The organism is Streptosporangium nanhuense (assembly GCF_059358815.1).
Genome location: NZ_JCADBG010000013.1, coordinates 1 through 12,962, shown reverse-complemented (window position 1 = coordinate 12,962; position 12,962 = coordinate 1). Strand labels below are relative to the sequence as shown.

General features: G+C 63.2%; 14 protein-coding genes. 8 read left to right on the top strand and 6 right to left on the bottom strand.

The window, feature by feature from the left end; all coding sequences use genetic code 11:
- Positions 1-112: 112 nt before the first annotated feature.
- The 4 genes from AC5L38_RS24090 to AC5L38_RS24075 form a co-directional block, all read right to left on the bottom strand.
- Positions 113-904 (bottom strand): hypothetical protein, encoded by a 792-nt coding sequence (locus AC5L38_RS24090; protein WP_495245080.1) that lies wholly within the window; start codon positions 902-904, stop codon positions 113-115.
- Between the two features lie 140 nt (positions 905-1,044).
- Positions 1,045-1,239, bottom strand: coding sequence for a hypothetical protein (locus AC5L38_RS24085; protein WP_495245079.1), 195 nt, complete (start codon positions 1,237-1,239; stop codon positions 1,045-1,047).
- 380 nt (positions 1,240-1,619) lie between these two features.
- The gene (locus tag AC5L38_RS24080) at positions 1,620-1,844 is read right to left on the bottom strand and encodes a hypothetical protein (protein WP_495245078.1); all 225 of its coding nucleotides are present in this window, start codon (positions 1,842-1,844) and stop codon (positions 1,620-1,622) included.
- Between the two features lie 588 nt (positions 1,845-2,432).
- Positions 2,433-2,765 (bottom strand): DUF6247 family protein, encoded by a 333-nt coding sequence (locus AC5L38_RS24075; RefSeq protein WP_495245077.1) that lies wholly within the window; start codon positions 2,763-2,765, stop codon positions 2,433-2,435.
- 688 nt (positions 2,766-3,453) lie between these two features.
- On the opposite strand from AC5L38_RS24075, the gene AC5L38_RS24070 reads away from it, so the two are divergent.
- The 3 genes from AC5L38_RS24070 (at position 3,454) to AC5L38_RS24060 (ending at position 5,002) form a co-directional block, all read left to right on the top strand.
- Positions 3,454-3,918: a hypothetical protein gene (locus AC5L38_RS24070; RefSeq protein WP_495245076.1), complete on the top strand. Its 465-nt coding sequence runs from the start codon at positions 3,454-3,456 to the stop codon at positions 3,916-3,918.
- Between the two features lie 527 nt (positions 3,919-4,445).
- Entirely contained in the window at positions 4,446-4,739 is a 294-nt protein-coding gene (locus tag AC5L38_RS24065; protein ID WP_495245075.1) for a hypothetical protein, read from the top strand.
- A gap of 38 nt (positions 4,740-4,777) precedes the next feature.
- The gene (locus AC5L38_RS24060; RefSeq protein ID WP_495245074.1) at positions 4,778-5,002 is read left to right on the top strand and encodes a hypothetical protein; all 225 of its coding nucleotides are present in this window, start codon (positions 4,778-4,780) and stop codon (positions 5,000-5,002) included.
- Positions 5,003-5,727: 725 nt separating this feature from the next.
- Here the strand turns inward: AC5L38_RS24060 and AC5L38_RS24055 are convergent.
- Positions 5,728-6,960 carry an NsdA family TPR-like regulatory protein gene (locus AC5L38_RS24055; RefSeq protein ID WP_495245073.1) on the bottom strand — a complete coding sequence of 411 codons (1,233 nt, stop codon included), beginning with the start codon at positions 6,958-6,960 and terminating at the stop codon, positions 5,728-5,730.
- Between the two features lie 166 nt (positions 6,961-7,126).
- On the opposite strand from AC5L38_RS24055, the gene AC5L38_RS24050 reads away from it, so the two are divergent.
- The 4 genes from AC5L38_RS24050 to AC5L38_RS24035 all read left to right on the top strand — a co-directional run bounded on the left by AC5L38_RS24050 (position 7,127) and on the right by AC5L38_RS24035 (position 10,207).
- Complete coding sequence (locus AC5L38_RS24050) at positions 7,127-7,504, top strand: hypothetical protein (protein WP_495245072.1); 378 nt, start codon at positions 7,127-7,129, stop codon at positions 7,502-7,504.
- Between the two features lie 2 nt (positions 7,505-7,506).
- Positions 7,507-7,761 (top strand): hypothetical protein, encoded by a 255-nt coding sequence (locus AC5L38_RS24045; protein ID WP_495245071.1) that lies wholly within the window; start codon positions 7,507-7,509, stop codon positions 7,759-7,761.
- A 524-nt stretch (positions 7,762-8,285) separates the two neighbouring features.
- Positions 8,286-8,927, top strand: a complete 642-nt coding sequence (locus AC5L38_RS24040; RefSeq protein WP_495245070.1) for a hypothetical protein — start codon at positions 8,286-8,288, stop codon at positions 8,925-8,927.
- 59 nt (positions 8,928-8,986) lie between these two features.
- Positions 8,987-10,207, top strand: a complete 1,221-nt coding sequence (locus AC5L38_RS24035; RefSeq protein WP_495245069.1) for a helix-turn-helix domain-containing protein — start codon at positions 8,987-8,989, stop codon at positions 10,205-10,207.
- A gap of 443 nt (positions 10,208-10,650) precedes the next feature.
- Here the strand turns inward: AC5L38_RS24035 and AC5L38_RS24030 are convergent, their stop codons facing one another.
- Positions 10,651-11,523 carry a GntR family transcriptional regulator gene (locus tag AC5L38_RS24030; RefSeq protein ID WP_495245068.1) on the bottom strand — a complete coding sequence of 291 codons (873 nt, stop codon included), beginning with the start codon at positions 11,521-11,523 and terminating at the stop codon, positions 10,651-10,653.
- 112 nt (positions 11,524-11,635) lie between these two features.
- On the opposite strand from AC5L38_RS24030, the gene AC5L38_RS24025 reads away from it, so the two are divergent.
- Entirely contained in the window at positions 11,636-12,907 is a 1,272-nt protein-coding gene (locus AC5L38_RS24025) for a replication initiator (RefSeq protein WP_495245340.1), read from the top strand.
- Positions 12,908-12,962: the final 55 nt, after the last annotated feature.

Genomic DNA, 12,962 nt, shown 5'->3' with positions numbered 1-12,962 from the left:
TCGACAAGGCATCAGGAATGATCATGGACCGGGTCGGGAATCTGTCCCTGACCCGGTCCTTCAAGCGTGGAGCGCATCTGGCAAGTTACAGAAATCAGCGGTAGAGCGTGGCTCAGTAGGTGTGGTTGGGCCAGTGAGGGTCCTCCCAGCGGGCGGAGTCAGCGAGGCCGAGCAGCCGTACCCGGTGGAGCAGTTCTTCGGGAGCGTCCCGGGCGCGGAGCCGGGCAGGGGCGTGACGGATCAGCCAGGCCGTCAACTCGGTGCGCGTAGCTTCCTCGTCCTTCCAGTTCCAGGCTTGCCAAGGAAGTTGGTCTCCCAGTAGGTCGTACTCCCAGTGCGCCACCGCTTCGGCCAGGTGCCGGTCGGCCACGGCGTGCGTCTGTGCTTCCCAGGTGTGCAGCCATGGGCTGAGCGTGCTTGAGGCTTCCGCGCACAGGGCGAGGACCTCGTGAGCGGGCACAGCGGGATCCGGGTCGGTGAGAGTGTGGGCCCACCAGGCGTGCAGGAATTCCCGCACCGCAGCGGCCTGCTCGTCAGGCCACTGCTGCCACTGGCCCAAAGCGAGTGAATACCCGACCTCCTCTATGCCGAACAAGGACTCGACGAGGCCGCTGACGAGGGCCGTGGAGAGCTGGGGCAGAATGCGGCGCAACACCGATGCGTGGTCGTCCCAGTCCTTGGCCTGCCAGGCGGCACGCAGACGGTCAGGACTCAACTCCACATCCGGCACCTTCAACCGGGCGAGGTCTTCCGCGCTGCCCCAGTGGCACTCGCAGTTCTGCTCGTCGGGATGGGCGGTCATGCCACGGAAAGTGACGGCCACGCGGTCCAGCGCGGCGTCGAGACGAAGACGTGCGGGCGTCCGGTCAAGATTCAATCGAACCACTCGAAGCAGGGTGCCCACAAAGGACAGTAGAGCCGTTTGGGTGATAGGTACTGAATTGGGCGCTTAAGCATGGTCTTGTAGTCGACGTGACCGTTGGATGACCATCCTGGCAGCACGCAATGCGACTGGAGGTCGTTTCCGGCCGGGTCGGCGCCGGTTCAGGCACCGGCTTCGAGCACGGCGAGGTCGCGCACCGCGTAACGGTGATGCTCAGCCTCCTCCTTCAGCACCACCTTGAGGCAGCGGCGCACGACGTACTCCTGGTCGGGATACGGGTCCGCCGGCCTGCGACCGCATACCCGATCGAGCTCGGCCTCGGTGAGCCCGTCGACGACACGCCGCATCGTGGCCATGCGGGCGAGCCGCGGGGCGCCGATCACCCGCAACCGAGGGGGCGCCCGCCGAAGTCAGGCGATCAATGGCCGGTCTACTCGTCGTCCTTCGCGCGTCCCGACGTGCCGTTCCTTCCGGGTCGACCTCCGCGCCATCGTCGCCACCCCGAAACCCCGTTGAAGGGATCAACAGAAAGATCATGGACGCGGATGACCGAGTCCAGGCGGCACTCACACGTCGTGACCTGGCTCAATGACCTGATCACTGACACACCGGTTCGGAAGATTTCGGGACACGGCTTCCTGAAGTGCTGCGGTGCAGGTGAGAGATGGTCTTCCTCTGTCCGGGAGTCCCCTTGATTCCCCCTGTTCACCAGTCGTACCGGCACGCGAGTGGCAGGTCACCCACGACTCTTGATCGCTGTCTCAATACGTAGCCCGATTCCGACGGTCGCGAAGATGAGCGACCCAAGGAGGGCGTTGGTCGTGAGCTCTTCTTCGATGATGAAGCCGAGGATGGGAACCGCCGCACTCAGGACAAGAACTGCGTTCCCCCACCCATCCACTGATTCGGTGCCGTCAGTCGCCTTCCCCTGACGCGCGGAAGGGTCTTCTTGTTCACTCATGCGCTGAGCCTTCCATCGGTGTGTGGGGCCGGCAAAGGGATAGACCAATGCGTACGCACGCCCTTCTTGCCGGATCTTCCCGTCTGCCTCGCCCACCCCGGAGGGGCAACGGCTCCGGGACGGAAGATCAAGGCCGTCTTCGCATGTACGTCAGCAGGTGTCCGTTTCTCGGCCATGGGATGTCAACGGTCACAGACGGCCTTGATCCGGAGGAGTCGAGATGTTGACCTTGCCCGGGACGTGGCAGACGGGAAGATCCGGCTTCCACCCCAACCACCTATGGCCTTCGTGGTGCAACGTCGATCATCCCGGAGTCGAGTACCCCCGTCGTATTACGCAGGATCATGGCCACTCAACACGGATGAGGTACACCTCGCGTTGCTCGTCCAGGACGACGTATGTCGCGAGCCCTCGCTCGCCGAACGCGTGAGTGAGCATGTTGGCCTTGGGGTTGGCCGAGTTGTACGGCTGGCCGTTCCATGGCGCGACTTCCAGCAGGGTGAGCAGTTCGGCGAGTGGGCGTAGCGCCTCCGCAGGGATCGCCGCGATCTGTTCTTCGGCGAGAGGGTCGAGTGTGATCTGGTACGCCTACAGGTCGACCCCACGAGCGCCGAGAACCTCACGCCACGGCCTTCCCGGGGAGACCGGTTCACCGGCAAGGACCTGCTCGGCTTTGGCATGCATTCGGCGACGTCCCTCCGGATCCCGCACCGAGTCACACGCGGAGATCCACCAGCGGTGGACGAAGGCGTTCAACGCACCAAGGTCCAAACTCACTCGAACCTCATCGAGCACTGCCTTGAGCCCCGCGTCGAACGCTTCGCGGTCCTGCGGCACGACCAGGGCGGCGCGGATGGCCCGCAGGCTCTTCTCGGGCATCGGCGAGCCGGGGGGCACGAAGTCCTGCGGCTGTGCGGTCATGCTGGAGTCTCCTCTCCCTGCTTATAGAGCCTACAGACTCCCGACGCGGTAGCTCAGGAATCCGGCCGCCAGAGCATGGAAAACAAGATGACGTGCTGCGGCGTACACCTTGTTGCGCGGCCGAAGACGAGGCGAGCAACCTCAACCGTGGTAGGACACGACGGCGTTCGGATCGTGCTGATCCACCGGCACGATACGTGGGAGTCCGACCAGAAGATCGCTGATGCGTTGAGCACACATGTGGAGGCTGAGCACCTGAAGGCCTTCCTCGACCGGAGCGGCCTCCGGCGTGAGGTCAGGCGCGATCGCGAGCCGAGATCTGTCCGCGTACGCAACTGATCACTACGATCAGCGCATGTCCGGCATAGATCATCTACAGATGATCCTCCTCATGCTCTTCGTGATCGTCGCATTGAGATCTGTGGGCGGAGATCGAGATGCAACGTAGTGCGAATTCATATCAACCTGGACACGCTCACCTCATTGAGATGAGGGTTCGCGCACACGACCTGATCAAGAAAAAGCTGATTCATCGATGCCACGGATGTGATCACCAAGAAGAGCTCGGCCTCCGGGGGTCGGCCGACGAGATGACGAAGATCTCGGAAGCCGGTCACATCCGGCCAGAACCGAACACATGACCAAGTGACCACTTCGAACAAGGTCAATTGCGAGAAGGGCAGAAGCCATGAGCACTCTTCTCCGCGCGGTCACAGACACGGTGAAGCCTGGAACCGGGGCTTTCATCGTGGCGGGGATCGTCGACCACCGGCTGGCGGGATCAGTGGCCGAAGGGGAGGTCTCACCACCACTTGACGGGGTCGCGGAGAACGACGACGGGCTCATCGTCCGTGCGGTGCACGCTGACTACGCGCACATGGCTCACGTTCGATTCGAACTGTGGGACGGACTACCACCGTTGGATGTCTGGGAAGAGCTGTGGAACGGACGGCTCCCGTTGAAATCCAGACTGGTCGGCGCCGTGGATTGGATATCGTCCCACGAACCCCCTTGGGTGGAGTTCGATCTAGGACAGAGTGATACACACTGGTTCGTGCGGGTGAAGAGAAGAATCCTTCGGACCGAAGAGGAGGCCGACTTCCCCCACGCGATCGCCCAGGTTGAACTGTACAAGATCCAGTTCTGGAACTGATGCCTCGTGTGGTGGTTGGCCATCTCAACCGTCGTCATGTCATTGCTACACATGAGCGAAAAACCTACTTTCCGATCATGGATTTTGCTCTTTGAGCGGGGTGGAGCCTAGGAGATTCGAACTCCTGACATCCTGCTTGCAAAGCAACCCAGACGGGGGCGGGACCCTGGGCGATACCCGCTTCCACCTGGGCTTACGGTCCACGATGATCCACCGATGTCTGGCCTCGTCCGTGGTCGTTGTCACCCAGTTGGTCACTCAGTGATTCACCTGTCCGAGCCGGTAGAGCGCGCCTTCCCCGGGTCTCACTCCGGCGTTCCCATCGAGCACATCTCCCGGCTGGTCGGCCATGCCGACACCGTGGTCACCGAGACGCTCTACCGTCTCCAGATCATGGATGCCGAGCCGGACGGTCAAGCTCGATACACGTCTGGTGAGCGATCACGGCACACTCTCCCCCTCGGCCTGCGGGATTCCTGCGAGTAGTTGAGATCAAGACGTAGGCTGACGGTGTGAAAGGTGGTGTCATGAGCGCTCAGCCTGTCCACGGTGGCACACCGGGCTACGCCAGAGTGCCGCGGACGATCGGCGGCATCTCCAGCGCGCTGCATGGCAGCCGCCGTGCACAGTTCTTCGCCGAACTTCTTGAAGCTCAGCAGGGCGCTGAACTGGATGGCGTGCTTAACGCCTGGTGGGGGCGGGCCATGCTGGACACCGACCCGAACCGTGACCGTATCCGAGCAGCAGCCGAAGCCGGGACTCTGCCGACCACGACCATGGAGGAAGTGCTACGCCGCCGACAGGAGCATGGCGCTCAGTGAGCGAGGAGGACTTATGGCCGGTCGTACCTTCGGAGGTCGTGGCTGAAACACTCGCTGATCCATCGGTCTCGGCGGAAGTGTTCTCGACCGTGGCCGCGCTCACACTCGCCATTTGCGAGGACCCGTGGCTGACGGCAAGCGACCAGGTCGGTACCGATCCTGATTGGCGTGAGATCCTCATCCCCAAGGGATTCGGCATCGCGGAGTATCGGATCGACCGGAAGAATCAGCAGGTGCTGCTCACCCGGATCGTCTTGTTCTGACGGGGTGAGCCTGGCTCTACGAACAGGCTTGATGGTGAGTTCTTCTCCCACCTCCTCCAATACGCTCCGCAAGGCTCTCAGGAACACCGTCCTCGTCGACGAACCAATTCCCAACAACCCGGCTGTACGCGCAGGTAAGGGATCAGAAAACAGGGCTGGTGTGTCACCACCGCCAGCGGGCGCCCTGTGGAGCCGTCGAACTTCCGGCGGAGCTTCACAACGCCTGCGCCAGGTCTGGCGTTCGCAGGAGCCACGTGCACGCGCCCCGGAAGACCTGCGCGTCTCTCCTCATCGCGCTCGACGTTCACCCGCGTGTGGCAGTGCAGATCCTCTGGCACAACCAGATCTCGGTCACCATGAACATCTACAGCGAGGTCTCGTCCACCGAGACGCTCAAGAAGCTCGGTGCCTGACTGAGATTCGTAGTCGTTGCTGTATTTCCGTGCCGTACGGCTCCCAGAACGTCGAAAGCCCAGGTTTAGGGATTTTGAAAAATAGTCCCTGAACTAGGCTTGGGGTGGTGGAGCCTAGGAGATTCGAACTCCTGACATCCTGCTTGCAAAGCAACCCAGACGGGGGCGGGACCATGGGCGATACCCGCTCCCACCTGGACTTACGGTCCACGGTGATCCACCGTCGTCCGGCCTCGTCCGTGGTCGTTGTCACTCAGTTGGTCACTCAGTGATTCGCCTGTCCGAGCCGGTAGAGCGAGCCTTCCCCGGTTCTCACTCGGGGCCGCTCAGCTCTCGGTACGCCTCGCGTAGCTCTGCGGCTTCCGGCATGCGGCGCGTCTCGATGGCGCCGATCACCTCGCGCGCCCTCCAGTAGTTGGACGGCACCAGCACGCCACTCGTCATGGTCGTGAGGGCAAGCTGACTGGCCTCGTCGGGCTGGTCGGTGGCCAGAAGTGCCAGAGCAAGGTCAAGGCGTGCGGAGGCCGCCCGGCGCGGACGAACCAACCCGTCCGCGGCTGACTCAAGGCGGGCGAGAACCTGCCGGGCGTACGGCTCGGCGGCCGGGTCTCCCAGCCATGACAACGTGGTCGCGACGTACGCCTCGCTCTTGGAAGGGTCGTAGCGGTAGTGGTGCTCGGGATGCTCGGGCATCGACAGCGGCGAGACCAGTCGGGCAACGCGGTTCAGGGCGTCACGCGTCTCTGGACCGGACCCGAGCCGGGCCCAGATCCGGCCTTCCTGCGCAGTCGCCTGGATGTAGGCAGAGCTTGTGCGCGGTGCAATCGCCTGTGCCCCTTGGGTCAGGGTCAGGGCGCGGCGGTAGTCGCCAGTGGTGACCGCCTGCCATGCCTCGGTCTCCAGACACCACGCGGCGATCTCGGGATGCTCGGCGTGCTTGGCCAGCTGGGCGGTCGTCCGAAGCCACGTTCCGGCGGCCTCGAACTGGCGAAGGTCGATGTGGCAGGTGGAGGCCAGCAGCGACAACCAGCCACCGGCCGTGAGGAGACGGCGGTGCTCGGCGAACGTCTTCTTGGCGTCGACCAAGTGCGAGACGTACGACAGGTGCTGACGCACCCGCTCCAGCAGCTCGGCCGGTGGTGTCGCCTGGTAGGCCATCGCAAGGTCGTCGACGGCCAGTTCCAGCCGGTCAAGCGTTTCCGTGCCCACGTCACTGGCGGCGACACGGCGGGCCAGTTCCAGCGCCTCGATCTCATCGGCGAAGTGAGGACTGCCCGGCGCCGTGCTCTCCGGCTCCTCGCTGAACAGCTCGGCTTCTTCTGTGCCGAACACCCGGCAGTAGAGCAGCCGGTACGGGTCCTTGGGCTGGTGCTTGCCCGCCTCCCAATCCTTGATCATGCGGATCAGGGAATCCCGCTCTGGAAGGCGGGCACGAGTACGCGGATCGGCGGCCTCGGCGAGCTGCCTGGCCATGTCTCGCTGGGTCCACAACTTGCTACGCCTCGCGGCGCGTAACCGTACGGCCCAGGCCGGAACGTTGTTCATTGTGTGCACCTCGGGGGACTGGGGTCCTCCTGTCTCCCTCAGTCTCCCCTACTCGCACTGTCGGCGCGGGGTACCCGGCGATGTCATGGGAGCACCAGGAAAAACGGGACCCGCAGGCGCGGTAACGCCGTACGGGTCCCTTGATCGCACACTGGAGGTGCGACCCATGGACAACTGTAGAGCCGTCCCGCCCGTCGTTGACGAGGCGACGGTGGAGAGTCACGACAAGGCGCTGGCGGTGGTTCAGCGGCTTCTCACCGAGCGGGGAATCCGTGCTCACCGTCATCACACGATCAGTCTCGGACTGTTCGCCAACAGTGCGGCAGCCTGGCCCGACCAGCCTCCGCTCCGGTCGTGGATGGAGCGACACCCGCCGGAGCTGACCGTGAAGGGTCCGCAGGGCTGGCGCATGGCCACGGTGACCATGGGGCCGCGCTCGGGCAGCTACCTGGTCTCCCTGCGCGACAGCTCCAACCTCCAGGCGGTACGAAGCGAGCATCCCGAACAGGTGGTCGCCCTGATCGTGGCTGCTCGGGGGACGTGACCGTGCACGGCTGGGTCATCTTGGGCGATGCGGCCACCAAGAGAGCCAACGGCCAGGAGGTCATCGTCACGGCCGGTAAGTCGGGCGACATCGGGTCGGTCATCAGGGCGTGGGAGGACGCTGAGCGCCACCGGATGCTGTACGAACTGGGCAACCTCGGTCGCCTGGTCGATGCCGCGCTGGCCCGCCTCCAGAGTCACCACCGCACTCCGGGAAGTCACGGAAAACGCGCGCCGCAAACCGACCACATCAAATGATCACCGATCGGGTGCGGCGACAGATCTCCCTTGGTCGCGTTGCCGTACCCGACCAGAAATGACCGTGAGCAGGTAACCGTGTCGTCCGGTGGCAACCTGACCCGGAGCGCAGTGCCGCCAGGCGCGAGCACCGGAAGCAGGGCGGCAGAGTCCTTGATCATCTCGATGAAGCCGTTGCTGATGATCTCCGAGTGGAGACGGCCGGCGCAATGCCGAATGGCACCCCGAAGGGGCCGCGAAGCGGTTGGGCCGGCGGTCGGAGCGGCAGGCGGCAGCGCGTACCAGGGGCGGCGGGTGCGTTCGGTTCGGCGGGTGCTCGGTGCGGTGGGCGGCGGGGTCCGGCCGTTCGCGCCGGGCGGGCGCGGGACGGGACCGGCCTCCAGGGCGCATGCCCGGTCCCGATGTCCGTCCGGCGCGGGCGGGCGCGCCGCGCCGGACGACGGCGCGGAGCGCTGGTTCTCAAGTTGCACATGTAGGTATCACGTGGAAAAATTTCTCGGGTGAACCTACATCCTCGCGATCTGGTGCTGAAGATCCTCCGAGAGTACGCCACGGACCTGGGCAGGATTCGAGGCCTCCTCGATCATGGCATTCAGGTGTGCGCCGCCAATTGGGAAGACCAGATCCCCACACTTCGGGATGTGAACGGCGGTGTACGTGCGGGTGACATCCGCACGTCTGTCGCGGCAGGCTGGCAGAGTACCCCCCGCGTACAGACTCGCCTGACGCTCGAAGTCCGGTCCTACAACGGCCTCCACTTCTACACGGAGCAGGCCGAGCGGCTGAGGGTCAAGACTCGGCCCCGGAATCCGAAGAACGGGCACTCTATCGAGGTCACCGAGCAGGACTACCAGATGGACCTGTTCGGCAGAGAGACCTTCACCGGGCCGTTCGAGTTCGCGGTCCTCTACACGATCGACTTCGGCACGGCCACCCTCGCCACTGCGACCCTTGCGGCCATCGACTTCGGGCCCGACGACAAGGGCCCGACGATCATTTACGCAGAGGAAGAGATCCCGGCGGCCGAGGAATCCGACACCGGAGACGACGGGGGGGCTCCGAAGCCGCCGTCGTCCCCGCCACCCGATCATCATGGCACCAGCGGGGTCACAGACGACTTCGACGAGTACCTTGAGGAGGAGGATTTCGGTCCCGATCCGGCGTGATCAACTTGAGGGCGTGCGCCGCTGGCGCACGCCCTCACGGATACGGGGAGTAATATAATATGGTCTTTATGGTATATGGAGATCGACTCCGCCAGGCGCGAGTTCTCAGACACGAGAAGCTGGGGGAAGTCGCAACCTCACTTGAATGCGCACCATCTACGCTATCCAAGTGGGAAAACAGCGAAACAGTCGAAATATCCAACGAGCACCTGGATCGACTAAGCAAGAAGCTACGCTTCCCTCCAGAATTCTTTTTTGATATTCCAAAGCAAAAGCTTGCCGATAGTGATCTTCTATTCAAAGCCCCCAAGAGCACACTGAAGCGAGAGAAAGACTTTCTTAGAGAATTCATGCGCTTCACTGCAGAGTTGATCGACTGGCTAGATAGTCGGCGAAAACTGCCTCCAGTTGCAATCCGTCCACGTATTACGGAAATTGCATCTATTGCACAGGTCGCATGTTCAGTAAGAGAGAGCCTAGGTCTCAGCAAGCATCAACCCATCGATTATTTGACACATCCAATCGAGCGCGCTGGCATAGTCGTCGTGGTGCGGCGCCGCCGCATCAATGAAATGGCTGATGAGAGCGAGTCATCGACGCCTCTAGAGCGCCATGAGGGGTGTTCAACCTGGATCGGCGAGTTTGGTGAGCGCCCACTCATCATGATGCGTTCAGTAACTTCATGGGAGAAGACCAGGTGGGTTCTGGGTCACGAGCTGGGGCATCTTGTGCTTCATTCTGGACGACTGCCAGTAACCGACTCGGCGGAAGAAGAAGCAAGCCAGTTCGCTAGTGAACTACTTGCACCCATAGAAGTGGTATCTAAAGAGCTACCAAGAGCAGTTACTCTTACCGCACTCATCGACATAAAGATGAAGTGGGGGATCTCCTTGGCGGCACTTATCAGACATCTGCACCAAAATAAAGTGATCAGCGATCAGCGTAAGCAAACTCTCTATGATCAGCTATACACGCGTAGAAACCCAGAAACGGGACGATCCTACGGAGTCACAGAGCCTGGGTGGGATTCACGCACACCAGAAAGACCACGCCTGATAGCGGCATGGCTAGGCCATACAGTTGGAAGTATAATTCCCGAGGCCGTATCGCACACCATAGGAAAGTGGCCCTCGGACCTACTGTCTGAAGTCATCGCCGAGCAGAGATCCGCACCTGGAAGCGTCCGCTTCAAAACAAAAGAAAGGGCTTCGCAATCCAAGTCTGGCCAAGTAATACCGATGCCTATTCGAAACAGGGAGAGTTACGGTAAAGCCAAATAGCGAAATTACGCTTAAAATGGATACACGCATGACTCGAATACCTCCATTTCCTCGTATAGAAATATATTCTGTTATTCACAATGTGTTACTTAAATCGGACGCTAGGCCGTACGCATGCGTCTGACCGAATCACCTCACGCGCCGTCGTCCCACCCCAGAGGGGCGGCAGGCCAGCCGTAAAGAGGAAAGGCCCGGCCTCGCGCGTACATGTACCCAGTGGCTTCCCTTGCCCGCTGGTTGTCCTACATGCACGGTCGGGCTTAAGCCAGAGTTGCCAGCTAGGCGTGGAAAGGTGGCACGGCCAGGACCGGCCCGAAGAGGCCGCACGCCTGGCCGCGCCAGGCCGCACCGCGCCACCGACGCCCGCAGGGCGGCGGCTTGAACCAGTAAAGAAACTCTGAGCCACCTCATGATCAATGTCTATGTTGATCACTAAGCCACGTCTAGATCATGAGGGCGATGCCGTTGTCGGCGAGTTCTTCGGGGGTGAATACCGCGCTGGTGTCATCGGCCAGCTCGGCGCTGTAGCCGATCTCGTAGCGGTTGGCGGGAGCCTTGACCTCGGTGACCTCGATGGGGTGGCCGTTGGCGTGAGCCATGGTGCGGCGGATGATGAGGATGGCTTCGGCGTAGTCCATGCCCAGGCGGGCGCGTTCGTCTTCGTAGGCGATGCGGGAGGTGGTCAGGGTCACCCACCGGATGGGGCCGTGTTCGCGGATGAGGGACTGGTAGAAGAAGCCGGGCCGCTTGCGGTACTGGTCGAAGCGCTTGGGGGTGTCCCAGTCGGGGAGCATGTCGGCGTTGGTGTAGGAGTTGATCTCCAGGCGGGCTGAGGCGCCGTGGATGCGGGCGGTGTGGCCTCGGTGCCACATGCTGCGGCGGTGGATGACCGGGTGTCCAGTGCGGACGCCGAGGATGATCGCGAGATCCCGGTTGGCGGTGATCTTCTCGCCGGTGAACAGCGGCGCGTCGGGGTCGACGTCGCGTAGGGCGAGGTCCCAGCCGAAGGCTTGGATGTCGGGGTGGTTGCCGGGGGCGGCCAGGTCGGGTCTGGTCTGGTGGCTAATCAGAATGACTTGGCGCTCGGGCATGGGGCGGACGAAGGAGCCGCGTCCGCGCATGACGTAGGCGAGTCCTTCGGAGACCAGGGTGTCGATGGCCTTGCGGACGGTGGGACGCGAGACCTCGTAGCGGCGGACCAGCTCCGGCTCACTCGGCAGGGCTCCGCCGGGCGGGTAGCGGCCGTCCAGGATCGCGGTTCTCAGGTCACTCGCGATCGTGCGCCAGCGGACGTCCTTGTCCTCGGTGGTCTCCATGGCTGCTCCTTCTCGGAAAGTTCCATAACTACTTGTACTACAGGTTGCACGAAACCCTCAATGCAAGGCAACATGTAGTACAGGCAGTGTTGCCTGAGAGGGGGTGGTCACCATGAACCAACCGAACGAGCACGACCAACAAGCACGACATCCGGAGTGGATGACCGATCTGGTCCAGGTGCTCAACGCACCGGGCTACGACCGGTGGCGCTCCATGGTGGCCGCCACCGGCGGCTGCGCCAACCCGATCCACCTGGCCGGAGGGTTGGCCATCATCAACACCGACACCGGCGAGATCCTGCACACCTACCGCACCGCTGATGAACCGTCCGGGCATCTGCTGATGGCCTGCGGCAACCGCCGGGCCTCGGTGTGCTCGGCCTGCTCGGAGGTCTACCAGGCCGACACCTTCCACCTCATCCGCGCGGGCCTGTCCGGCGGCAAGGGTGTCCCGGAAACGGTGAGCGCGCACCCTCGGGCGTTCGTCACCTTGACCGCTCCATCCTTCGGATCCGTGCACACCCGGCGGGAGAAGAACGGGACGGTGCGGGCCTGCCGTCCCCGCAACCGCGACAAGATCTGTGAGCACGGGCATCCGGTCGGCTGTCATGCTCGCCACGAGCCAAAGGACGAACGGCTCGGGCAACCCATATGCGGCCGGTGTTACGACTATGTGGGCGCGGTGCTCTGGCAGGCTCACGCGGGCGCGCTGTGGCACCGCTTCACCCTGGAAGTACGGCGCACCCTGGCCAGCCAGGCGGGGCTGAGCCGCAAGGAGTTCGGCAAACAGGTCCGAGTGTCGTTCGCCAAGGTCGCCGAGTACCAGCGGCGCGGTCTGGTGCACTTCCACGCCATCATCCGCCTCGACGGCCCCGAAGGCAGCAGCCAACCTCCGCCGGACTGGGCTGATCACCACCTGCTCACCCGGTCGATCCCGCCAGCTGTGCGGCGGGTCACCGTGACCACTCCCGCGAGTGACCTCGGACGACGGGATCTGGTCTGGGGTGATCAACTCGACATCCGGCCCATCCTGCTCGACGCCAGCGCGGACGGGCTGAGCGAGCGGGCGGTGGCGGGCTACATCGCCAAGTACGCCACCAAGGGTGCCGAAGCCTCCGGCACCGTCGATCACCGCCTGTCGTGTCCGGCCTGCGGCGGTCGGGGGCGGTTGCGGCTGATGGCCTCCTGCGAACGCTGCCACGGAACGGGCCTCAAACCGGGCCTGCACTTGGACGCGCTTCCGGTCACCGAGCACGCCCGGCGCATGATCCGCACCTGCTGGGAGCTGGGCGCACGCCAGGAGTTGGCCACACTGCGGCTGCGGCCGTGGGCGCACATGCTGGGCTTTCGCGGCCACTTCTCGGATCTGGCAAGATTTTCGTGATGGGTGACAGTGAGTGTTCGTGATCATGCGAGCAGGACCCGTTTTCGTAGGAGGA